Source organism: Curtobacterium poinsettiae, assembly GCF_047226435.1.
Lineage (GTDB): Bacteria > Actinomycetota > Actinomycetes > Actinomycetales > Microbacteriaceae > Curtobacterium > Curtobacterium poinsettiae.
The window spans coordinates 1,115,486-1,138,688 of record NZ_CP178434.1; the positions used below are offsets into that span (position 1 = coordinate 1,115,486).

The 23,203-nt window shown below is 72.9% G+C and carries 15 protein-coding genes and 1 pseudogene; 10 read left to right on the forward strand and 6 right to left on the reverse strand.

All coding sequences use genetic code 11. The features are described 5' to 3' along the window. Positions 1-8: 8 nt before the first annotated feature. The 5 genes from ACL00U_RS05255 to ACL00U_RS05275 are packed head-to-tail and all read left to right on the forward strand — an operon-like array spanning position 9 to position 8,414. Positions 9-932 (forward strand): aldose 1-epimerase family protein, encoded by a 924-nt coding sequence (locus ACL00U_RS05255; RefSeq protein ID WP_071252312.1) that lies wholly within the window; start codon positions 9-11, stop codon positions 930-932. After that, positions 911-2,428, forward strand: a complete 1,518-nt coding sequence (locus tag ACL00U_RS05260) for an anthranilate synthase component I family protein (protein WP_412873905.1) — start codon at positions 911-913, stop codon at positions 2,426-2,428. Before ACL00U_RS05255 ends, ACL00U_RS05260 begins: the two co-directional genes overlap by 22 nt. A 43-nt stretch (positions 2,429-2,471) precedes the next feature. Continuing rightward, entirely contained in the window at positions 2,472-3,341 is an 870-nt protein-coding gene (locus tag ACL00U_RS05265; protein ID WP_235517631.1) for a hypothetical protein, read from the forward strand. Next, the gene (locus ACL00U_RS05270) at positions 3,338-4,966 is read left to right on the forward strand and encodes a DNA polymerase Y family protein (protein WP_082509671.1); all 1,629 of its coding nucleotides are present in this window, start codon (positions 3,338-3,340) and stop codon (positions 4,964-4,966) included. Before ACL00U_RS05265 ends, ACL00U_RS05270 begins: the two co-directional genes overlap by 4 nt. 37 nt (positions 4,967-5,003) lie before the next feature. Continuing rightward, entirely contained in the window at positions 5,004-8,414 is a 3,411-nt protein-coding gene (locus ACL00U_RS05275) for an error-prone DNA polymerase (protein ID WP_042538478.1), read from the forward strand. Positions 8,415-8,496: 82 nt separating this feature from the next. Here the strand turns inward: ACL00U_RS05275 and ACL00U_RS05280 are convergent, their stop codons facing one another. Continuing rightward, complete coding sequence (locus ACL00U_RS05280; protein ID WP_017885963.1) at positions 8,497-10,008, reverse strand: sensor histidine kinase; 1,512 nt, start codon at positions 10,006-10,008, stop codon at positions 8,497-8,499. Further along, on the reverse strand, positions 10,005-10,682 hold the full coding sequence (locus tag ACL00U_RS05285; protein WP_017885962.1) for a response regulator transcription factor: 678 nt from the start codon (positions 10,680-10,682) through the stop codon (positions 10,005-10,007). Before ACL00U_RS05285 ends, ACL00U_RS05280 begins: the two co-directional genes overlap by 4 nt. Positions 10,683-10,852: 170 nt before the next feature. On the opposite strand from ACL00U_RS05285, the gene ACL00U_RS05290 reads away from it, so the two are divergent. Then, positions 10,853-11,185, forward strand: a complete 333-nt coding sequence (locus ACL00U_RS05290) for a hypothetical protein (RefSeq protein ID WP_156155313.1) — start codon at positions 10,853-10,855, stop codon at positions 11,183-11,185. A 66-nt stretch (positions 11,186-11,251) separates the two neighbouring features. Here the strand turns inward: ACL00U_RS05290 and ACL00U_RS05295 are convergent, their stop codons facing one another. Beyond that, positions 11,252-12,346 carry an FUSC family protein gene (locus tag ACL00U_RS05295; protein ID WP_412873906.1) on the reverse strand — a complete coding sequence of 365 codons (1,095 nt, stop codon included), beginning with the start codon at positions 12,344-12,346 and terminating at the stop codon, positions 11,252-11,254. 80 nt (positions 12,347-12,426) lie between these two features. On the opposite strand from ACL00U_RS05295, the gene ACL00U_RS05300 reads away from it, so the two are divergent. Both ACL00U_RS05300 and ACL00U_RS05305 read left to right on the forward strand, forming a co-directional pair. Continuing rightward, complete coding sequence (locus ACL00U_RS05300) at positions 12,427-13,671, forward strand: phosphotransferase enzyme family protein (protein WP_017885959.1); 1,245 nt, start codon at positions 12,427-12,429, stop codon at positions 13,669-13,671. Between the two features lie 532 nt (positions 13,672-14,203). Then, on the forward strand, positions 14,204-16,330 hold the full coding sequence (locus ACL00U_RS05305; RefSeq protein ID WP_412873907.1) for a DEAD/DEAH box helicase: 2,127 nt from the start codon (positions 14,204-14,206) through the stop codon (positions 16,328-16,330). Between the two features lie 112 nt (positions 16,331-16,442). Here the strand turns inward: ACL00U_RS05305 and ACL00U_RS05310 are convergent, their stop codons facing one another. Beyond that, positions 16,443-16,715 (reverse strand): mycoredoxin, encoded by a 273-nt coding sequence (locus tag ACL00U_RS05310; protein ID WP_027464730.1) that lies wholly within the window; start codon positions 16,713-16,715, stop codon positions 16,443-16,445. Between the two features lie 58 nt (positions 16,716-16,773). Here ACL00U_RS05310 and ACL00U_RS05315 point away from each other — a divergent pair, with 58 nt between their 5' ends. Next, positions 16,774-18,303, forward strand: coding sequence for a CYTH domain-containing protein (locus tag ACL00U_RS05315; protein ID WP_214584629.1), 1,530 nt, complete (start codon positions 16,774-16,776; stop codon positions 18,301-18,303). 105 nt (positions 18,304-18,408) lie between these two features. On the opposite strand, the pseudogene ACL00U_RS05320 reads toward ACL00U_RS05315, so the two are convergent. Together ACL00U_RS05320 and ACL00U_RS05325 are read right to left on the reverse strand one after the other, a co-directional pair. Next, positions 18,409-20,581 (reverse strand): annotated as a pseudogene (locus tag ACL00U_RS05320) (S9 family peptidase). A 29-nt stretch (positions 20,582-20,610) separates the two neighbouring features. Then, a complete protein-coding gene (locus tag ACL00U_RS05325; protein ID WP_262118528.1) occupies positions 20,611-21,810 on the reverse strand; it encodes a Fic family protein in 1,200 nt (399 codons plus the stop codon). Between the two features lie 93 nt (positions 21,811-21,903). On the opposite strand from ACL00U_RS05325, the gene ACL00U_RS05330 reads away from it, so the two are divergent. Beyond that, on the forward strand, positions 21,904-23,103 hold the full coding sequence (locus ACL00U_RS05330) for an amidohydrolase (protein ID WP_017885953.1): 1,200 nt from the start codon (positions 21,904-21,906) through the stop codon (positions 23,101-23,103). Positions 23,104-23,203 lie beyond the last annotated feature (100 nt).

Below are 23,203 nucleotides of genomic sequence, written 5' to 3' on the forward strand. Positions count from 1 at the left end.
CTGAGCGCATGAGCAACGACGCGCCGCTGTCCGGGTCCCCACTGACGATCGCCTCCGCCGGCTACACGGCCGACATCGCCACGGTCGGAGCGACGCTGCGGACGCTGCGGCACGAGGGTCGTGACCTGGTCGTGCCGTTCGACGCCGACCAGGTCCGTCCGGTCTTCCGCGGCGCCGTCCTGGCTCCGTGGCCGAACCGGATCGTCGACGGCGAGTACTCCTTCGGCGGCGTCGACCACGAGCTGGCCCTCACCGAGCCGGCACGGCACCACGCCCTGCACGGACTCGTCGCGTGGACCGACTTCCGGGTGCAGGAGCAGGCGGACGACCGGGTCGTGCTCGCCACGACCGTGCAGGCGCAGGAAGGCTACCCGTACCGCGTCGAGGTCACCGTGGAGTACCGGCTCGACGCCGAGGGGCTGCACACGACGATCACCGGGACGAACACCGGGGCCCAGGCCGCGCCGTGGGGCACCGGCCCGCACCCGTACCTCGTGGCGGGTGCCGGCACCGTCGACGACTGGACCCTGACGCTCCCCGCCGCCCAGGTGCTCGAGGTGACGCCGGACCGGCTCATCCCGACCGACCTGGTCCCCGTCCACGACGAGTTCGACCTGCGCACGCCCACGCTGATCGGCGACCGGTTCATCGACCACGCCTTCACCGGGTTCGACCGCGACGCCGGCGGACTCGCCACGATCGCCGTCACGGCGGCGGACGGTCACGGGGTCCGTGCGACCTTCGGGCCGGAGTGCGGATGGGCCCAGGTGCACACCGCTGACCACGTCGTGCCCGAGTACCACCGCGCGGGTCTCGCCGTCGAGCCGATGACGTGCGCGCCCGACGCCTTCAACGACGGCGAGGACCGCGGCCTCGTGGTGCTCGCCCCCGGTGCCTCGCACGCCGCCGCATGGACGATCGCCGCGGTCTGACCGACCCCGACCCCGGCGTCCGCGTCGAGGTCCGCCGACTCGACCCCGTCCCCGACCTGGCGGCCCTGGCGGCGCGGGTCTCGGGGGACCTGGTGTGGCTCGACTCCGGGCTGCCGGACGGTGCCCCCGCCACGGCCCGGCCCCGGGCGCGCTGGTCCGTGCTGGCCTGGACGGACGGGCCGTTCGCCGCTCGGTTCCGACACCAGGAGCGCCGTGCGCACCTGACGGTCGCCGCGCCGGCCGAGGGGTGGTTCGGGCGGGTTCGTTCCGAGGGCCGTCCGGCCTTCGCGGTGCTCGCGGACCTGCTCGGCCGCACGCCCCGTCTGCCCGAGCCGGTCGACGGGTGCGGGTTCGCGCTCGGGTGGGTCGGGTTCCTCGGGTACGAGCTCGGCCGCGAGTCCGACGGCCCGGACCGCACCGCCGACGGGCACGCCGACGCTGACCTGCGGTTCGTCGACCGTGCCCTCGTCGTCGACCACACCGGTGACGCGTGGGCGCTGGTGCTCGTCGCCGACGCCGAACCGGAGGCCAGTGCGCACAACCGTGCGTGGCTCGAAGACGTGACCGCCCGCATGCCGTCGGCCGACGTCGGCGACGCGGCCACGGGCCTCCCGGCCGGGGTGTCCGCGGCGACCGGACGCGTGTCGCGCGCCGCCTACGAGCAAGCGGTCGACGTGTGCCGTGCGGAGATCCGCGAGGGGAACGCGTTCCAGGTCTGCCTCACCACCGCCTTCGCGGTCGGCCAGGAGGCCCGTGGCGGCCCCGGTACGGACCCGCACCTGGACGAGTACCTGCGGATGCGGGCGTCGGACCCCGTGCCGTTCGGCGCGTACCTGCGGCTCGGCCCGCTGCGCGTGGCGAGCCGGTCGCCGGAACGGTTCCTGCGGATCGACGCGGCCGGAGCGGTGCTCGCGGAGCCGATCAAGGGCACCCGACGGCGACTCGCCGACGCGGCGGCGGACGCGGCTGCGCGGGACGACCTGGCGACGAGCCCGAAGGACCGCGCCGAGAACGTGATGATCGTCGACCTGCTGCGGAACGACCTGCTGCGGACGGCGGTGCCCGGGTCGGTGCACGTCGAGCGGTTGTGCGAGGTCGAGACGTACGCCAGCGTGCACCAGCTGGTGTCGACGATCGGGGCGGTGCTGCCGCCGGGGGCGTCACGGGCCGACGTGGTGCACGCGGCGTTCCCACCGGGGTCGATGACGGGTGCGCCGAAGCGCAGCGCCACGGCGATCGCGGACCGGCTCGAGGGGGCTCCGCGCGGGGTGTACTCCGGCGCGATCGGGTACTTCTCGGCGAGCGGGGCGGTCGACCTGTCGGTGGCGATCCGTAGCCTCGTGACCGTGCTCGACGCGTCGGGGGCGGTGTGTTCCCGGACGCTGGGAGCCGGGGGAGCGGTGACGTGGTCCTCGGTGGCAGCGGACGAGGCGGACGAGGTCGAGACGAAGACGCGGTCGGTGCTCGGTGCAGTGGGGGCGGCCGTCGGCTGGTGACCTGACGCGTTTCGAACACGTGTTCGACACGGACTGTCCACAGATGTCGGACGCGATTGACATCATCGAACACATGTTCGAATATGAGGGCATGCAGACGGCGGCGGCACTCCGGTCGCCCACCCCGGACCGGGGCGGGCGGAGCGGTGCTGCACGTGGCGGCAGCGGTGCGGCCGGTGGCGGTGTGCGTCGCGGGTCCGATCACCTGGGCGACGCGCGGGCCGCGCTCGACCGCATCACGTCCCTGCGGTCCCGGGTGGCCGACATGGAGTCCACCCGGGTCGACACCGCCGGGCTCCCCACCGCCCCGGCGCTCGAACCCCTGCTGCCCGGCGGCGCGATCCGGGTCGGTGGCACCTACGCCGTCCCCGAGTCGGTGCTGCTCGCGATCACGATGCTGCAGGCGGCCTCGGCGGCCGGCGCGTGGTGCGCGGTCGTCGGGGTGCCGTCCTTCGGGATCGAAGCCGCCGCAGCCGCGGGGATCGACCTGGAGCGGCTCGTGCTCGTCCCCGATCCGGGCGACCAGTGGCTCGCCGTGACGGCGGCGATGGCCGACGTCGCGCAGATCGTCCTCACCCGACCGCTCGGCCGGGTCGTGCCGGGCGACGTGGCACGGCTCTCGGCCCGACTGCGACAGCGTGGTGGGGCGCTCGTCGCGCTCGGGTCCTGGCCCGGAGCGGACGTCACGCTGCGGGTCACGTCGTCGACGTGGAGCGGCATCGGACAGGGCCACGGCCACCTGACGGAGCGCCGGGCCACCGTGACCGCGACCGGGCGTGCCGGTGCGGTGCGTCCGGCGACCGCAGAGCTCCTCCTGCCCGCGGCCGACGGCGCGGTCCGGGCCGCGACGCCCGTGCCGACGGTGGGCTCCGGGGACACCCGTGTGCTGCGGCCCGTGGCGGTGGCGTCGTGATCGCCCCGGGGCGCGTCCGGACCGACGCGATCACCCGTGGGGCAGCACTGCCCGAACCACCCCCGACCCGGACCATCGTGCTCTGGTGCCCGGACTGGCCGGTCATCGCGGCTGCTCGGGCCGGTGGGACCCCGCCGGAGCAGCCCCTCGCCCTGACCGCGAAGGGGCTCGTGTTCGCGAGTTCGGCGTCCGCGCGAGAACAGGGCGTCGTGCGGGGACTCCGCGTGCGGGAGGCGCAGGCGCGGTGCCCCGAGCTCCTCGTGCAGCCCTACGACGACGCCCTCGACCACCGCGCGTTCGAGCCCGTCATCCGTGCGGTCGAGGCAGCGGTCCCCGGGGTGGAGGTGCTGCGGCCGGGCACCCTCGCGCTCCGCGCCCGCGGGCCGGCCCGGTACTACGGCGGTGAGCGAGCGGCGGCGGCGACCCTGGCCGGCATCGCGGCCGACCACGGCGCCCCCGCGGTGCGGGCCGGGGTGGCCGACACCCCGTTCGCGGCGGACCAGGCAGCCCGGGCGCGCCCGGTGCGTCCCGGTGAACGCGTGCGGCTCGTGCCCGTCGGGGGATCGGCGGACTTCCTCGCGCACCTGCCGCTCGGCGTGCTCGGCGACCCCGACCTCGCGACGGTGCTCGACCGGCTCGGCATCACCACGCTCGGCGACTTCGCGGCACTCGGCGACGAGCAGGTCCGCGACCGCTTCGGTGTGGCCGGAGCGTTCCTGCACCGGTTGGCCGCGGGCCGAGACCCGCGCGAGATCGCGGCGCGGGAGATCCCACCGGAACTCCGGGTCGAGGCGTCGTTCGAACCCCCGCTTGACCGTGCCGACCAGATCGCGTTCGCGTTCCGACGCTCCGCCGACGACTTCGCCGAGCGACTCCGGGCCGCGGGGCTCGTGGCGACGACCATCCGGGTGGGGATCGTCGACGAGCGTGACATCCTGCTCGAACGGACCTGGGCACACCCGCGCTGGTTCGACGCCGCCGACGTGGTCGACCGGGTGCGGTGGCAGCTCGCCGGCGGGGTGGACCCCAGCGGGCTCGAGGCACCGGTCACCTCGGTCGTGCTCGAGCCGGTCGCCGTCGACGACATGGCGAACCACGAGCGCGGGCTGTGGGGCTCCGGCCCGGACGAACGCGTGCACCACGGCCTCGCCCGGATCCAGGGCATGGTCGGCCACGACGGTGTGGTGAGTCCGCGCGTCGGCGGTGGCCGCACCCTGTCCGAGCGCGTGGTGCTCGTGCCGTGGGGCGACGCACCCGCGGGTGGTGAGCGCGCCCTGGCGACCGTCCGCGACCGTCCGTGGCCCGGCAAGCTCCCCGGTCCGCCGCCCGCCACCGTGCTCGAGCGCCCCCGACCGGTCGACGTGGTCGCTGCCGGTGGTGCGAGCGTCGACGTCGACGAGCGCGGCGTGCTGTCCGGCGCTCCCGAACGGTTCCGTGCCGAGGGCGACCGGGGCGGCGGCTTCTCTGCCGTGACGGCCTGGGCGGGTCCGTGGCCACTCGTCGTCCGGTGGTGGGAGTCCGGCGGCCGACGCCTGCACCGGCTGCAGCTCGTCGACGCCGAGGGGCGTGCCTGGTACCTGGTGCTCGCGGACCACCGCTGGTGGGCGGAGGCGATCGCGACGTGACCCCGACCCCCACCACCACCAACAGGAGCGTGTCCTGATGGGCTACAGCAACCCACCCGTCCCGTGGTCGCAGTTCGAGCGCGCGCTGTCCGACAAACGGAGCCCGGGCACCGCGCACGACGGCGACGGCGGCGACAGCCCGGCGTGGTCGCGGAAGCGCGAGCCGTACGTCCCGTCGCCGATCGACACCGACGGCGGCCCGGTCGTGCCGTACGCCGAACTGCACGCGCACTCGGCCTTCAGCTTCCTCGACGGCGCCAGTCAGCCCGAGCACCTGTTCGAAGAAGCCGCCCGGCTCCGGCTGCACGCCCTCGCGCTCACCGACCACGACGGCTTCTACGGGGCAGCCCGGATGGCCGAGGTCGCCGAGTCCTACCCGCAGGTGGGCACCGTCTTCGGCACCGAGCTGTCCCTGGGGCTGACCGAACCGCAGAACGGTGTGCCCGACCCCGAGGGCTCGCACCTGCTCCTGCTCGCCGACGGGCAGGACGGCTACCACCGCTTGGCCGGCGCGGTCACGAGCGCGCACCTGGCCGCCGGATCCGAGAAGGGCAGCCCGCAGTACGACCTCGACGACCTCGCCGCACGCGCGGACGGCCATTGGCGTGTCCTGACCGGGTGCCGGAAGGGCACCGTGCGGCAGGCCCTCGAGCAGGGTGGGGAATCCGCCGCCGACACCGCGCTCCGGGTGCTGCTCGACCGGTTCGGCAGCCGCAACGTCGTGGTGGAGCTGCTCGACCACGGCGACCCGCTCGACAGCGCCCGCAACGACGCCCTGGCCGCCCTGGCCACGAAGCACGCACTGCCCCTGGTCGCCACCGGCAACGTGCACTACGCCACCCCGGACCGGTTCCCGGTGGCCACCGCGCTCGCGGCGGTCCGTGCTCGCCGCAGCCTCGACGAGATCGACGGCTGGCTGCCCGCAGCCGACACCGCCCACCTGCGCTCCGGCGCCGAGATGGCCAGACGGTTCGGGCGCTACCCCGGCGCGGTCGAACGGACCGTGGAGCTCGCCGACGAACTCGGGTTCCGGCTGAAGACGGTCAAGCCCGGGCTGCCCGACCTCGACGTCCCGGATGGACACACCGCGATGTCGTGGCTGCGCGAACTCACCTGGACCGGTGCCCGGCGGTTCTACCCGGGCAGCGCCGACGGCGTCGAGCCCCGCAAGCGGGAGCGCATCGAACGCGAACTGTCCGTGATCGAGGAGAAGAACTTCCCCGGGTACTTCCTGATCGTGCGCGACATGGTGCAGTACGCCCGCGGCCGGGGCATCCTCTGTCAGGGGCGGGGTTCGGCGGCGAACTCGGCGGTCTGCTACCTGCTCGAGATCACCGCGGTGGACTCGATCCGCTACGGGCTGCCGTTCGAGCGGTTCCTGTCGGCGATGCGCGACGAGGAGCCCGACATCGACGTCGACTTCGACTCGGACCGCCGCGAAGAGGTGATCCAGTACGTCTACGCCAAGTACGGCCGGCACAACGCCGCCCAGGTCGCGAACGTGATCACCTACCGGCCCAAGGGCGCGGTGCGCGACATGGCGAAGGCGCTCGGCCACAGCCCCGGACAGCAGGACGCCTGGTCGAAGCAGGTCGAACGGTGGGGTTCGGTGACCGAGAGCCAGGACCACGACATCCCACCGGCGGTCGTCGGACTCGCGAGCGACGTCCTCGGGTTCCCGCGGCACCTCGGCATCCACTCCGGCGGCATGGTGCTGACCGACCGCCCGGTGGGCGAGGTCGTGCCGATCGAACACGCCCGGATGGACGGCCGCACCGTGCTCCAGTGGGACAAGGACGACTGCGCCTACATGGGACTCGTGAAGTTCGACATGCTCGGGCTCGGCATGCTCGCCGCGTTGCAGTACTCGTTCGACCTGGCGGCAGAGCACTGCGGTGAGCGCTGGGAGATGCACTCCATCCCGAAGGAGGAACAGGGTGTCTACGACCAGCTCTGCCGCGCGGACACGATCGGGGTGTTCCAGGTGGAGTCCCGCGCGCAGATGGGCACCCTGCCCCGACTGCTCCCACGGCGGTTCTACGACCTGGTGATCGAGGTCGCACTCGTCCGCCCCGGGCCGATCCAGGGCGGCGCAGTGCACCCGTACATCCGACGGCGCACCGGCGAGGAACCGATCACCTACATGCACCCGGCGCTCGAACCCGTGCTCGAACGCACCCTCGGGGTCCCGCTGTTCCAGGAACAACTCATGCAGATGGCGATCGCGGTCGGCAACTGCTCCGGGGACGACGCCGACCTGCTGCGGCGGGCGATGGGGTCGAAGCGCGGACACGAGAAGATCGACCGGCTGCGGGACAAGCTCTACGCGGGGATGGCGGACAACGGCATCCACGGCGCCGACGCCGACGCGATCTACGCGAAGATCCAGGCCTTCGCGAACTTCGGCTTCGCGGAGAGCCACTCGATCAGCTTCGCCCTCATCGTCTACGCGAGCGCGTGGATGCGGCTGCACTACCCGGGGGCGTTCCTGGCAGCGCTGCTCCGGGCGCAGCCGATGGGGTTCTACTCACCGCAGACCCTGGTCGCCGACGCCCGGCGGCACGGTGTCCGCGTGCTGCGACCGGACATCCTGCGGTCCGGGGTGGACGCCACGCTCGAACCGCTGCCGGACGGGGACGCCCCGGTCGGTGCCGACGCCTGCCTGGCTGCCGAGCAGCCCCCGGTACTGCCGTTCGACAAGGCGCTCCCCGACGACACCGCGAGCCACCGTCGCGACGGTGCCTTCGCCGTGCGGCTCGGGCTCGCCGAGGTCGCGTCGCTCAGCCGGAAGAGCGCCGAGAAGATCGTCGCCGAGCGGGACACCAACGGCCCCTTCCGCGACATGTCGGACCTGGCCCGCCGGGTCGGACTCACGACGCCGCAGCTCGAGGCCCTCGCTGCCGCCGACGCCTTCGCCCCGTTCGACATCGACCGCCGCGGTGCGATGTGGTCGGCTGCGCAGGCCGCGGCCGAGCGTCCGGACCAGCTGCCGGACACGCAGGTGTTCGTGCAGCCGCCGTTGTTCGGTCAGATGACGAGCGGGGACGTGCTCATCGCGGACATGTGGTCGACGGGCATGACGACCGACGACCACCCCGTCCGGCACGTGCGCGACCGGCTCGCAGCCCGCCGGGTGCTCAGCGTGCAGGACACCGCGACCGCCGAGACCGGACGACGGGTCGAGGTCGGCGGGATCGTGACGCACCGGCAGCGTCCGGCGACCGCGTCCGGCATCACGTTCCTGAACGTCGAGGACGAGACCGGGCTGGTCAACGTCATCTGCAGCGTCGGGGTGTGGGGGCGCTACCGCCGGGTGGCGCGGGAGTCCCCGGCGGTGATCGTCCGGGGCATCCTCGAGCGGTCACCCGACGGCGTGGTCAACCTGGTGGCGGACCGCATCGAGCACCTGTCGCTGTCCGTCCGCACCCGGTCGCGCGACTTCCAGTGAGCGGTCCTGCGCCGGTGATCGGTCGTGCTCGGGTGAGCGGTCCTGCTCGGGTGAGCGGTACTGCTCGGGTGAGCGGTCGAGCTCAGCGCACCTCGGGCAGGGTGATCGTGACCTCGAGCCCACCGGCGGGCACGTTGCGGAGCGACGCCGTGCCCCCGGCGCGTTCCGCCACCGCGCGGACGATCGCGAGTCCCAGACCGGAGCCGCCCGGCAGGGCGCCGGCGCCCGTGGAGGGGTCGGGGTTCGGGCGGGACGTCCGTGCCTCGTCCGGACGCGTGAACCGGTCGAAGGCCACGGGGATGAACGACTCGGGTACACCGGGGCCGTCGTCGGTGATCTGCAGCACGCCCTGGCCGCCGGTGCTCCGCCAGGACACGAAGATGCCGCCACCGCGGGGGAGTGCGGCCACGGCGTTGCCCGCGATGTTCGTGACGAGCTGGGCCATCCCACCCGTGTCGATCCGGTAGCGCGGTTCCACGGTGCCGCCGCCGATGCCCGGGCCGGACCCGCCGACGGCGACCGGCGGCTCCAGGTCGAAGTCGACGGTGACGTCCTTCGCCGACGCGATGAGCCGGACGCGGTCGACCGCTGCCATCACCTCGTCGCCGAGGTCCGACCAGGCGGTCTCCGGCCGTCGGTCGCCGTCCTGTTCACGTTGCTCAGACTCCTCGATCCGCGACAGTGCGAGCAGGTCGTTGGCGAGCCGGGACAACCGCGCGACGCTGTGCTTGGCGCGTTCGATGTGGGCGGCGAGGGCGGCGGCGTCGTTGCCGTCGAGCGAGGCGAGGTCGAGCTGGGTCGTCAGGATGGCCAGGGGCGTCCGGAGCTCGTGGCTGGCGTCCGACACCATCTGGCGTTCACGCTCGGTCGCCTGCCGGGTCCGGGCCAGGAAGGCGTTAAGCGTCGTCGCCAGGGATGCCAGCTCGTCCCGGGCGGGGCCCACCGGCAGTTCGGCGCGCTCCGGGGCGACGGAGAGCCGTTCGGCCTCGCGGCGCATCCGGTTCACCGGACGCAACGCGGTGGTCGCGAGCACCCAGGACGCCACGCCGAAGGCGAGCAGGATCGCCAGGCCGGTCAACGACAGGGTCGTCGTGAGGTCGTCGACGACGATGGCCTCGGCCTGCGAGTTACGGGCGGCGACGACCGTCCACCGGCCGGCCTCGTTGACGGGGTGCTCCACGACGACGCGGTACTCCGAGCCGGATGCCGTGATGATCGAGGTGCCGGCAGGGGTGGACCGCAGACTGCCGAGCGCCTGCTCGACGCGGTCCGGCATCGTCGAGAGCACGATCTCGCCGGACGGGGACACGACGGCGACGAGCTGCGCGTTGCCCGGTGACGACAGGTCGGGGTCGCTGTCGACCTCGAGCGTGGCGACGTAGGGGTCGGCATCGGCGTCGAGCAGCGTGCGGGTCGCACTCGCGACGACGCTCACCACCTGGAACCGCATCACCAGGACGAGCAGCAGGATCACGATCGCCGCGATCGCCGTCGAACCGATCGTGATCCGGGCACGCAGCGACAGCAGACGCAGCGGCCGTATCGGACCACCGCGTCGGTGGTCCGATCGTGGGGCGTCGTCGGCCCCGCTCACGCCCCGAGCAGATCCAGGCGGTACCCGCGACCGCGGACCGTGGCGATGGCGACGGTGGCCTCGTGCGCGGTGAGCTTCTTGCGGAGGTACGAGATGTACTGCTCGACCACGTTCGGGTCGACGTGCTGCGAACCGTCCCAGACCTCTTCGAGGATCTTCGGGCGGTCGACGACACTGCCGGCGGACCGGGCGAGCAGGCGGAGCAGGGCGAACTCCGTGGGGCTCACGGCGACGCGCTGGCCCTTGATCGAGATGCGGCGTGCCTCGGAGTCGATGGAGACGTCGCCGACCTCGATCGTGCGGGGAGCCCCGGCGGACTCACGACGGCCGAGCGCACGCAGCCGGGCGGTGAGCTCGGCGAAGGCGAAGGGCTTGGTGAGGTAGTCGTCCGCACCGGCGTCGAGCCCGAACACACGGTCGTCCACGGCGTCGCGCGCCGTCACGAGCAGGATCCGCACGGGGTCCTCGCGCTCACGGATCCGCCGGGCGAGCTCGAAGCCGGACATGCCGGGCATCATCACGTCCACGACCGCAAGGTCGAACGCCTGCTCGCCGAGCGCGATGAGCGCCTCGACACCGTTCTCGACCGCCGTCACGCGGTACCCCTCGGCCGCGAGTCCGCGCTCCATCAGGGCCCGCATCTCGTCGTCGTCCTCGACCACCAACAGCCGCATAGTGGACCTCCTCGGACCCATCGTGGCATCGAACCGTCGCCGAGGGCCGTTCTCAGGCCGAACTCGCTGAATCTCGTCACAGGACAGGGCGGAACGGTCTGTCCCACGTTCTAGGGACGTGAGCGTCGCTTGCTTCGTTGCTAGGCTCCGGCAGCGGACAGCGCGACCCGATGCGCCGCCCGCACTGGGGGATCATGAACGACTCGATCGACCACCCGGCAATCGTGCGCCTGCGCGCCGAACTGGACGCCGCGTGGAAGGGGATCGGCACGCTCGCACAGCTGGAGGACGTACCGCGCGACCGCGTGGTCGCAGAGCTGCGGACGGCGGTGCCGGACGTGGCGAGCCGTGCCGCACGCGAGGTCGGCATCGAGGCCGTCGTCGCCGAGATCAACCGGTACGCCGACACCGGGGTCCCCGGTGCGACCGACGTCGTGCCGACCGAGGTGATCTGGTCCGACGTGGTGCGGACGGCGTCTGAGGCGGCCTGCGCGGCACGCTGAGGTGGACGCGGCACAACGCCTGCGCGGCACGCTGAGCAGACCCGGCACCGCGCGAACGCGACGCGCCTAGTCGTCCTCGCCGAGCAGTTCCCCGCGCACCCGTCGGATGTCCTCGAGCAGCGCCCCGATGAGCACCCAGTGCCGGGAGTTCGGACGCACCACCTCGAGCGGCGCGGTGAGTGCCGGCTCCGAGGCCTCCGCCCACGGCTCGGCGTCCGGTCCGAGCGCAGCAGCGTCCGCCCCACCGGCCCCGGGTGCCGGGTCGAGCCGCGTCGACTCGACCCGCGCACTGAGCGCCCGCACGTCCGCCCCGATCCGCGCCACCTCGGTCGCGATGCCGTGCACCACCGGATCGTCCCGCAGGTCCGGGGCGGAGTTGTCGCGGATCGCCCGGGTCATGCCGGTGACCCGGGTCACCAGGATGCGCAGGTGGTCGGTGACCACCACGTCGCGGTCGAGGATCGTCCGGTGCCGGCGGCTGCGCGGGTTCATCGTCAGGGACTCGCGGGCCGACCCCAGGGACGCCTCGGCCTTGGCGTGCTGCTGCCGGAGGGCCCGGGCCGCGACGAGGGCCTCGTCCCAGCGTGCGCGGTCCCACCCCTCGGTCAGGCCGATCGCGATCCGCTCGAACGCCACCGCGGTGTCGCGGGCGAGCCGGGCGACGGCGAGGTGCGCCGGCTCGAGCAGGACGGGCGGCACGATGAGCGCGTTCACGACCAGGGCGACGATCGCACCGATCACGGTCTCGAGGATCCGGTCGGCGGAGTAGTTCGGCGTCACGACCCCGGCGGTGAGCACGAGCATCCCGCTGATCCCCACCTGGGTGGCCGACGTCGGGGTGAGCCGGAGCGCCCACGCGATCAGGATCGCGAGCACGATGACGAGCAGCACCACGAACACGCCGTCGCCGAGCAGCAGGTGGAACCCGGTGGCCAGCACGACGCCGATGACGACGCCCGCGCTCCGCTCGAGCCCCTTCACGAACGACTGGTTGATGCTCGGCTGCACCACGAGCAGGGCCGCGATGGCCGCGAAGGTGGGGAACGGCCCCTGGATCACCAGACGGCAGAGGAGCACGGCGGCCACCACCGCGACGGCGGTCTTCACGACCTGCAGGAACGGCGTGCGACTGGAGCTGCGGAGACGCGCGACCGGGTTCACACCGACCACGGTAGCCACCGGCCGCGCGCCGAGCCGTGCACGAACGCGACGAAACCCGTGCGACGCGGTTGACTGATGTCGTGTGGCCCAACCATGAGCGCGTCATCCCGCAGGCCTTCGCCGGCTCCGGGACCTCCGTGGTGGCCGCGCGGGCGCACTCCGTCGAACCGTCGGGCAACGGCTACCTGTACGGCTACGAGGTCGACACACTGGACCGCAACGGCCAGCGCGCCACGGTCCTGACCTACGTCGACACCGGCGGCACCCACGACCAGAACAGCGCCATCGTCACGGACCCGGCGACGGGCGAACCGGTGTCGGTCTGGGCGTACCCGAACGATCCAGGCCTGCCGGTGCTGCCGCAGGTCACCTACCGCGACGCCGTCGCCGAGCTGCTGACCACCCTCGGCATGCCCGTCACCGACCCGGTGCTCACCGTCGCCGCGTACCGGCCCGGCAAACGTGCGGTGGTGCGCGTCGACGCCCCCGAGCGCACCCTGTTCCTGAAGATCGTCCGTCCGCACCGGGTCGCGCCGATCGTGCAGTCGCACGAGCAGTTCGTCGCGGCCGGCCTGCCGGTGCCGCGCGTGCTGTCCAGTCGTGGTGACGGCCTGCTCGTGCTCGAGCGCATCCGCGGCGTGCCGGCCGGCAGCCGCATCCTCGACATCGCCGACGACCCGCGCTTCGTGGCGTCGCTCGCGGCGTTGAGCGGCCGCGTCGCCACCGTGCCGATGACCCAGCAGGCCCGTGCCGACGCGATGGACCACGCCGACTGGCACCGTCGCACGCTCATCGCCGCCCTGCCGCGCGACGCCGAGGAGATCGACCGCCTGTACGACGCCATCGGCCGCCGTTCCATCGGTTGGTCGAGCTCGACCAAGCAGGTCGTGCACGGCGACCTGCACCTGGAGCAGGTGTTCGTCGACGAGGACGAGCCGTGGCGCATCTCGGGCCTGCTCGACATCGACACCGCGGGCTGGGGGTTCCCGGTCCGTGACGTCGGAGCCGTCGTCGCCCACCTCGTGGTGACCGGGCTGTGGCACCGGTCCCGAGGCGACGCGGAGCGCGGCGCCGCCGCCGAGCGCCTCGCCGACGCGATCGCCCGCGACTGGGTCGCGCGCAACCCGCGCGAGACCGACCGCATCGGGCCCGCCATCGGCGCGCAGCTGCTCGCCCACGCCGGCGGCCAGGCGACCACCGGTTCCGCCAACGGGATCCAGACCGCCCAGCAGCTCCTCGCAGCGACGCAGGCCGCCCTGGCGGACGCGGCCCCGAGCCTCCCGACCGGCGCGTCGACCCGCCCGCGGTCCGCACCGCAGGCCTGACGGCTCGCGGCCCCGTCGCCAAAGCGACAGATCTGCGTGGAAGGTTGGCGGGGAACTGTCGCTTTCGCGGGGTGGTCGGCGTGGGGGCCCGGGATCGGACGGGAGGTGCGGGTCGGGCCCGCAACGGGCCTCCCGTCCGCCGTCGCGACGCGCGCGGGCAACGCGGCGGTCGCCTCCGTCGGTGGTCCGGGAGTAAACTGAGCGCGCACGCACCGTGTTCCCGCGTGCCGCGTCGATTCCGGACGCAGCCGTCGATCACTTGATCGACGCGGGGACCGGGCCGTGAGCGCCCCGAGGGGGCACCACGTGCGTGTGACGACGCCGGATCCCGGCGCGGACCGTCCGAACCTGCTCCCGGCAGGTGCTCGTGTGGAACGGCTCGCGGGAGTCCACCGGACGTCCCGATGCGGGGACCGGCGATGCGGTGGGCCACGGTGGCCCGCGGCCGAACCGGAGCCGCGCCAGGCCCCGGTGCAGGACTTCCCGCCCCACGGGCGGATCGCCCCGACGTGTGGGCGGAACAGGAGGAGCGTTGGCTCGATCAGGCACCCGGCGTGCTGCCGGCGGGACGCGGACCGCGTCACGTCGCACCAGGCCGCTGGACAACGACGGCGTCATCCCCGTCCTCGCCCGCGCTGTGCGCGAGGTCGAGGCCGCGGCGCAGCGCGGACCACTCAAGGCGTCGAACCGGACGAAGTTCCAGGCGGTCGCCCTGCTGATGCGCGAAGAGCGCGCGCGGGTGAAGGCCGACACGGAGCTCACCGACGCGCAGCGCGCCGAACAGCTCAAGCGGCTCGACGGCGTGGCCACGATCCTGGCGAAGACGGCGGCGCGGGACACCAGCGTCATCCAGCTCCTCGCCGAAGAGGTGCAGGTGCCCGAGGCGACGCGCGCGGTCAAGCGCGACATGATGATCGCCGGCGGCGTCGAGCTCCAGCCGGAGGACCTCGTCATCGCGTCCGAGCCCGCCGCGGTGGTCGAGACCCCGGTGCGTGCCGTCGTGCCGCAGCCCGTCGTCCAGCGCCAGCTCGCGAACCCGTTCATGCCGCCGGACTTCGCCCTCGCCGACCAGCCCGTCGCGCACCCGCGCCGCCTGGCGAACTGGGAACTGTTCGGACCGCTGTTCAAGTCGTTCGAGTACGGCGCGGGCGGCGGAGCGGCGACGATGCCGCTGCCGGAGCCCCCGACGCTGCACTCGCGCTCGGGCACCACGCTCATGAAGCACCAGGCGGAGCTCATCACCGCCGCAGCGCAGGGGCACCGTACCTTCCTGCTCGCCGACGAACCCGGCCTCGGCAAGACCGCGCAGTCGCTGCTCGCCGCCGACGCCGCGAACGCGTTCCCGCTGCTCGTCGTCGTGCCCAACGTCGTCAAGACGAACTGGGCACGTGAGGCCGAGCGCTGGGTGCCGAACCGCCGCGCCACGGTGATCCACGGGGACGGCAACGACCTCGACGGGTTCGCCGACATCGTCATCGTGAACTACGAGATCCTCGACCGGCACGCCGGGTGGCTCGGCAACTTCGGGTTCAAGGGGATGGTCGTCGACGAGGCACACTTCATCAAGAACAAGGACTCGCAGCGCGCCCGGTTCGTGCTGCAGATCGCCGAGCGCATCCGGCAGCGCACCGCCACCCCGCTGCTCATGGCGCTGACCGGTACCCCGCTCATCAACTCGGTCGAGGACTTCCGCACCATCTGGGAGTACCTCGGCTGGATCGACGACAAGAAGCCGCGCGCCAAGCTCATGAACGAGCTCGAGGAGATCGGCCTGACGCCGGCCGACCCCGGGTTCTTCGTCGAGGCCCGCCGCGCCGTCATCGACCAGGGCATCGTCCGACGCCGCAAGGTCGACGTCGCCGCGGACATCCCCGCACGCCGGATCGCCGACATCCCCGTCGAGCTCGACGGCGACGAGGGCCGCTCCATCCGCGACGCCGAGCGCGAGCTCACCGCGAAGCTCGTCCGCCGGTACCACCAGGCGCTCGACGCCCGCACCGGGCAGGACCCGGTCGTCGGCATCGACCACAAGCTGGTCCGCCAGGTCGCGCGCTGGGAGCTCGAGGACCAGGACGCCTCGTCGACCGGCGAGAACGTGTTCTCGATGGTCCGCCGCATCGGCCGGGCCAAGGCCCAGCTCGCGGCCGACTACGCCGCGCAGCTCGCCTCGAACGTCGGCAAGGTCGTGTTCTTCGCGAAGCACCTCGACGTGATGGACCAGGCGGAAGAGGTGTTCGCCCGTCGTGGGCTGCGCACCGCCACGATCCGCGGCGACCAGACCCCCACGCAGCGCACGGCCGAGATCGACTCGTTCGTGAACGACCCCGACGTCGCCGTCATCGTCTGCTCGCTGACCGCGGCCGGCGTCGGCCTGAACCTGCAGGTGTCGTCGAACGTCGTGCTCGCCGAGCTGTCGTGGACGAGCGCCGAGCAGACCCAGGCGATCGACCGCGTGCACCGCATCGGACAGGAAGAGCCCGTCACCGCGTGGCGCATCATCGCCGCGCAGACGATCGACACCAAGATCGCCGAGCTCATCGACTCGAAGGCGTCCCTGGCCGCCCGTGCGCTCGACGGTTCGGACGAAGCGGTCGTCGACTCCGGCGACATCCAGCTCGACGCGATGGCCGCGCTGCTGACCGAGGCGCTCGGCGGCTAGCGCAGGCGCGCTCGGCGCTGTCCCGGACGGCAAGACACCGGTGTTCGCACTCTGAACCGCGTCATGCGCGTGTTCGGAGCGTGAACGCCGGTGTCTTGCGAAGCGCCGCCGCTCAGATGCGGGACTGCACCTCGGCCAGGGACGGGTTCGTCGCCGTCGTCCCGTCGGGGAACACCAGCGTCGGCACCGTCTGGTTGCCGCCGTTGACCTCGGCGACGAGTTCCGCGGTACCGGGGGTCTGCTCGATGTCGACCTCGGTGAAGGGGACCCCGGCCTTCGACATCTGGTTCTTCAGCCGGGCGCAGTAGCCGCACCACGTGGTGGTGAACATCGTGACGCCGCCGGCTTCGGGCGTGAACTGCTCGCGGGTGATCGTGTCGCTCATCCCTGCAGGCTAACCCCGGGTGCGGGGAATCCGCGCAGTGCCTGGTAGACAAGACCGTGTGAGCCACACGCACCTCGAGATCGAGCGCACCTACGACCTGCCCGAGGGCGGTGCCCTGCCCGACCTCGTCGGCGCGGGCGGCATCCTCCGCACCGAGCACCAGGAGCCGTTCGAACTGGACGCGACCTACTGGGACACCGAGCGGTACGACCTGGTGGCCGCGCGGGTGACGGTCCGCCGTCGCACCGGTGGCCCCGACGCCGGTTGGCACATCAAGCGCTCCGAGTCGGACACGGTCCGCCACGAGCAGCAGTTCCCCCTGACCGACGACGCCGACACGGTGCCCGACGAGGTCCTCGCCGCACTCTTCACCGAGCGTCGCGGCCGCGGGCTGCGTCCGGTCGTCCGGATCACCACCACCCGGACCGTCACCCGACTGCTCGACGAGGACGGCGACCAGATCGCCGAGCTCGCCGACGACCAGGTCACCGCCCAGCGCCTCGACGACGACGCCCCGGAGACCCCGCGCACCTGGCGTGAGGTCGAGGTCGAGACCGTCGACGGCGTCGACCCGCAGATCGCCCACGAGCTGTTCGCGGCCCTCGACGGACGCTTCGCGGCCGTCGGCGCCGGCCCCGCCGCAGTCGCGTCCAAGCTGGCACGCGGGCTGGCAGGAGCACCGGCACCGCGCCTCCAGACCGAGGAGAAGCCGGCCAAGGGCACGACCGCACGCATCCTGGCGAAGCGGGTGCGCAAGCTGCGCATCGCGCTGCTCGGCCAGGAGGCCCGGCTCCGCTCCGGCGACACGGCCGACCTCCGGCAAGCGGCCGACACCACCCTCGAGATCGCCGCGATCCTGGGCGCCTACCGCCCGGCGTTCCGCGACGGCGAGGCCGTCGACCGCGCCGCCGAGGCGGCGGACGGCCTGGCGGGCGTCACCGCGCGTGCGGCGCTGGCCGAGTACCTGATCGACCGGCTGCCGCGGGCGTCGTCGCCGGCGCAGGACGACCTGGTCGACGCGTTGACCCGTGAGCGGATCCTGGCCTCGACCCGTGAGCGTCGCGACCAGGCGGTGCGCGACGTCGTCGCGTTCCTGCACGGCGAGCCGTTCCTCGAGCTGCTCGACGCCCTCGACGACGCAGCCGAGCGTCCGGTGCCGACCGCGTGGTCGCTCCGCTCGCCGAAGCAGGTCGCCCAGGACGTCGGCGCCGACGTGAAGCCGCGCGTGCGCGAGCTCGTCCGGGCCGCCGTGGCCGACGACACCTCGGACACCGCCGCCGAGCGGGAGGCCGCCGACCGGAGCACCACCGAGGCCGCGTGGCAGGAGACGATGCGGGCCCGGATGGCGATGGACGTGCTCGGCGACGACGCGTTCCCGCACGCGCTGTGGAAGCGGATCGGCACCGCCGCCGACGTGCTGACGGAGCGGGTGCGGTCGCTGCACGCCCTCGACATCCTGCGGGCGAACGCGGCGATCGCGGAGCGCGGGGGTGAGGGCACGTTCGGGTACGGGGTGCTCGCGGGGGACCGGGTGCGCCTGGCCGAGGAGTCCTACGACGAGGCGGTGCACGCGCTCAACCGCGTGTGAGCGGAGTGCGTGCGTTGCGTGCGCCGCTGTTCGCTTGGTGAGCAGAAGAGGTCGGGTCCCGCGTTCGGACCCGACCTCTTCTGCTCGCGAAGTGCGCGGCGCTGCTCAGCCCGCGGCGATCGGGGTGGCGGTCGCGGCGGCGGGCGTCTCGTCGGCGAGCCCGAGCACGTCGAGCAGCCAGGCGAGTTCGAACGCCCGCTCCTTCCACGACGCGTAGCGACCGCTGACACCACCGTGGCCGGCGGACATCTCGGTCTTCAGCAGCACGGGCGCGCCGACCTCGCGGAGCTTCGCGGTCCACTTCGCGGGCTCGACGAAGAGCACGCGGGTGTCGTTGATCGAGGTCACGGCGAGGATCTGCGGGTACTGGACGTCGTCGCGGACGTTCTCGTACGGCGTGTACTCGCTCATGTAGCGGTAGACCTCGGCGTCGTGCAGCGGGTCGCCCCACTCGTCCCACTCGATGACGGTGAGGGGCAGGTCCGGGTCGAGGATGCTCGTCAGCGCGTCGACGAACGGCACGGCCGCCAGGATGCCGGCGAACCGTTCGGGTGCGAGGTTCGCGACGGCGCCCATCAGGAGCCCACCCGCACTGCCGCCCTCGGCCACGAGCCGGTCGGCGCTCGTCCGGCCGGACTCGATCAGGTGCTCGGCGACCGCGACGAAGTCGGTGAAGGTGTTCTTCTTCGTCAGGGTCTTGCCGTTCTCGTACCAGTGCCGGCCGAGTTCACCGCCACCACGGACGTGCGCGACCGCGAAGACGACACCGCGGTCGAGCATCGACAGGCGCATGACGCTGAAGCCGGGGTCGATTCGAGTGTTCGTACGAGCCGTAGCCGTACAGGTGCAGCGGCGACGGCGAGTCCTGGTCGACGGCGTCACGGCGCCAGACGAGCGAGATCGGCACGCGGGTGCCGTCGGCCGCGGTGGCCCAGTCGCGTTCCTGCACGTAGTCGGCCGGGTCGTAGCCACCGAGCACGGGCTGGCGCTTCAGGACGGTGACATCGCCGGTGGCCAGGTCGAGGTCGCTGACCTCGGAGGGGGTGACGAACGACGTGTACCCGATGCGGAGTGTCGGCTGCTCCCACTCCGGGTTGCCGCCGAGCCCCGCGGAGAACAGGGCTTCGTCGAAGGGGACCTCGTGCGCGTCGCCGTAGCCGTCGCCCTCGATCGGGATGATCGCGACGCGGGGGAGCGCCTCGGACCGGTACTCCAGCGCGAGGTGCCCGGCGAAGGCGTCGACCGACTCGATGCGGCGCTCGGTGTGGTGCGCCACGACGACGCGGCGGTCACGCTCGGACGTCGGGTCGTCGGCGGGGACGTCGACGAGCTCGAAGTTCTCGGCGCCGTCGTTGTGCAGCACCAGGAACCGGTCGCTGCCACCGACGATGGCGTGCTCGATCTCGTACTCGACGCCCTCGCGGCGGGGCCAGACGACCTGGAACTCACCGGTCGGGTCCGCAGCATCGAGGACGTGCGCCTCGGACGTGATCTTCGAGCCCAGCTCGATGACGATGTACTGCGACGAGCGGGTGACGCCGACGCCGACCCAGTAGCGGTCGTCGGGTTCCTCGAACACCAGGACGTCCTCGGACGCCGCGGTGCCGACCGTGTGCCGCCAGATCTTGTCCGGACGCCAGGACTCGTCGACCGTGGGGTAGAAGACGTAGCGGCCCGCCGGGTCGAACGTGGCGCCGGCCCCGGTGTTCGGGATGGCGTCGCCGAGGTCGGTCCCCGAAGCCAGGTCGCGCACGTGCAGGGTGTACCGCTCGTCGCCCTCGACGTCGATGCCGTACACCAGGCGGGTGCCGTCGTCGCTGATGTCGTAGGTGCCGAGGGAGAAGAACTCGTGGCCGTCGGCCAGGGCGTTGCCGTCCAGCACCACCTGCTCACCGGGCAGGGTCGACTCGCCCTCGACCACGGCGGGCGGCGTCCAGTCGTCAGGGCCGGCGACGGGCACGCGGCAGTGCACGCCGTACTGGCTGCCCTCGGCGGTGCGGGTGAAGTACCACCAGTCGCCCATGCGCACCGGCACCGAGAGGTCGGTCTCCTGCACGCGGCTCTTCACCTCGGCGAAGATGCGGTCCCGCAGCGGCGCGAGGTGCGCGGTCGCGGCGTCGGTGTGGGCGTTCTCGGCTTCGAGGTACGCCAGGGTGTCGGGGGATTCCTTGTCCCGCAGCCACTCGTAGTCGTCGACGAAGTCGATGCCGTGGTGGGTCCGTGTCACGGGCCGCTTGGCGGCGCTGGGCGGGGTGGATGCGGTGTGCTCGTTGCTCACCGTCCCACCCTATTCGCCCGCACCCCCGGTCAGGCCGCGGTCCGCTCGTGGCCGCCCACAGCGGCGTGCACCCGCTGCTCGAACGCCTCGAGCTCGGCGACCACGGCGGGTGCCACCCAGGCGCGGTCACGGCGGCGACGGGTGACCGGACGGAGCACGCCCGCCAGCACCAGGTCGAGCGTGACGCGCTCGACCTGGTCGGCGGTGAGCAGGGTTCCCAGGTGCGCTTCGGTCAGGACGGGGTCGTCGGCGAGCGCACGGCCGACGACGGCGTGCGGGCCCGTGGCGCAGGGACCGGTGGACCGGTCGGCGTCGTGCTCGGCGAGCAGCAGGGCGCCGAGCGTCGCCTCGTCGCAGACCGTCCCGATCGCCAGGGCCAGATCGGCCACGAACCCGGTGACCTGGCCGTCGCGGTACCGCTCCAGGTGCCGGAAGTACCGCGGTCGGTCCGCCGCGAGTGCGGTGGCCACGGGCGCGGTCACCGTCGTCGTGACCCCGCGGCGCCGCAGCACGGCCCCGATCAGCGCCCGCCCGGTCCGACCGTTGCCGTCGGTGAAGGGGTGGATCGACTCGAACTGCGCGTGCGCGATGGCCGCCTGGGCGATCGGGTGCAGGTCCACACGGTGCACGAACGCGAGCAGGTCGGCCATCAGCGGTGCCACGAGCTCCGGCGGCGGTGGGACGTACCGGGCGTCGCGGGGTGTGGCGCCGCCACCGATCCAGTTCTGCACGTCGCGGTACCGGCCTGCGGACCGTCCGTCGACCGGGTCGTCGCGCATCAGCAGACGGTGCGCCTCGAGCAGGGACGACTCCGTGACGATGCCCGAGTCCGCCGCGGAGACCAGGTGCTCGACGGCGCCGCCGGCCCGGACCACCGCGGTGGCACCCGGGTTCGCCCGGATGCCGACGAGCGCGCGCGCCAGGTCGTCGATCGAGGCGGGCTCGTCCTCGATCCGCGACGACGCCACGGCTTCGGTCCGGCCGAGCACGGACCCGAGCGGTGCGAGCGGGGAGCCGTGGTGGACGTCGAGGGTGCGCAGGGCCGTGGCGCTCCGGTCGAGCAGTGCGACGGTGTCGTCGTCGGGTGTCCACCGAGCCCTGGCGATGGACGGGGGCACCGACACCCGCACGGTGGTCACCAGCCGGTCGTCACGGCACCCGCGGACTGCGCTGCGCCAGGGTCGTTCGGCGCTGTGGTGCGTGGGCCAGGTCTCGCTCCGGTGTGCCATCCCGCGACGGTAGGGCCGCCGGGACGTCCGGCGCCAGGAATCGGTATTTCGCCCGCACGCCCCGCCCGCACGCCCCCGCGTACCGTTGGTGCCATGAGCAACTCCTTCGCGATCACCGGTGCCCACGTCGTCCCCGTCTCCGCCCCCGCCTTCGACGGCGGCGCGGTCATCGTCGAGGACGGCCGGATCACCGCGGTCGGGCCCGACGTCACCCCGCCCGACGGCATGACGGTCATCGACGCCGCGGGTTCGTGGCTCGTCCCCGGGTTCGTCGAGGCGCACGGCCACGTCGGCATCCACGAAGAAGCCAACGGCGAGGCCGGCAACGACACGAACGAGATGACCGCCCCGAACATGGCGGGCGTCCGCGCGATCGACGCGATCGACATCGACGACGAGGGCTTCCGGGACGCGCTCGCCGGCGGGATCACGAGCATCGTCGTCAAGCCCGGCTCGGGCAACCCGATCGGCGGCCAGAGCGTCGCCATCAAGACCTGGGGCGGCCGGACGATCGACGAGCAGCTCATCTCCGACTCGGTGAGCGTGAAGAGCGCCCTCGGTGAGAACCCGAAGCGGGTCTACGGCGGCAAGGGCCAGACCCCCTCCACCCGGCTCGGTGTCGCCAAGATCATCCGTGACGCCTTCGTCGACGCGCAGAACTACAAGGCCGCCCGCGATGCCGCCGCCGCGAAGGACGAGCCGTTCGCCCGCGACCTGACGAAGGAGACGCTCGTCCGGGTGCTCGACGGCGAACTCGTCTGGGACCAGCACACCCACCGCCACGACGACATCGCCACCGCCATCCGCCTGTCCGAGGAGTTCGGCTACCGGCTCGTCGTGAACCACGGCACCGAGGCGCACAAGATCGCCGACGTGCTGGCCGCGAAGGACATCCCGGTCATCTACGGCCCGCTCTTCACCAGCCGCTCGAAGGTCGAACTCCGCGACCGCGGCATCCCGAACCTCGCCACCATCGCGGCGGCCGGGGTCCGGGTCGCCATCACGACGGACGCGCCGGTCGTGCCGATCAACATGCTCGTCGACCAGGCGACCGCCGCCGTGAAGGAGGGCCTGCCCGCCCAGACCGCACTCGAGGCGCTCACGGTCAACCCGGCCGAGTTCCTGGGCTTCGGCGACCGTGTCGGTCGCCTGGCCGAGGGCTACGACGCCGACCTCGTGCTCTGGGACGGCGACCCGCTCGACGCGACCAGCCGCGCGACGCGCGTCTGGATCGACGGCGAGACCGTCTTCGCGTGGGCCGACGGGGCCGGCGTCACCACGCCGCGCTGGTAGCGGCCACGAGACGCCGGCGTCTCGCGTGACGCGGTGGGCTCAGCCTCAGGCGGACGGGAGGCCCGTGGCGAGCCCGCCACGGGCCTCCCGTCCGTCAGGT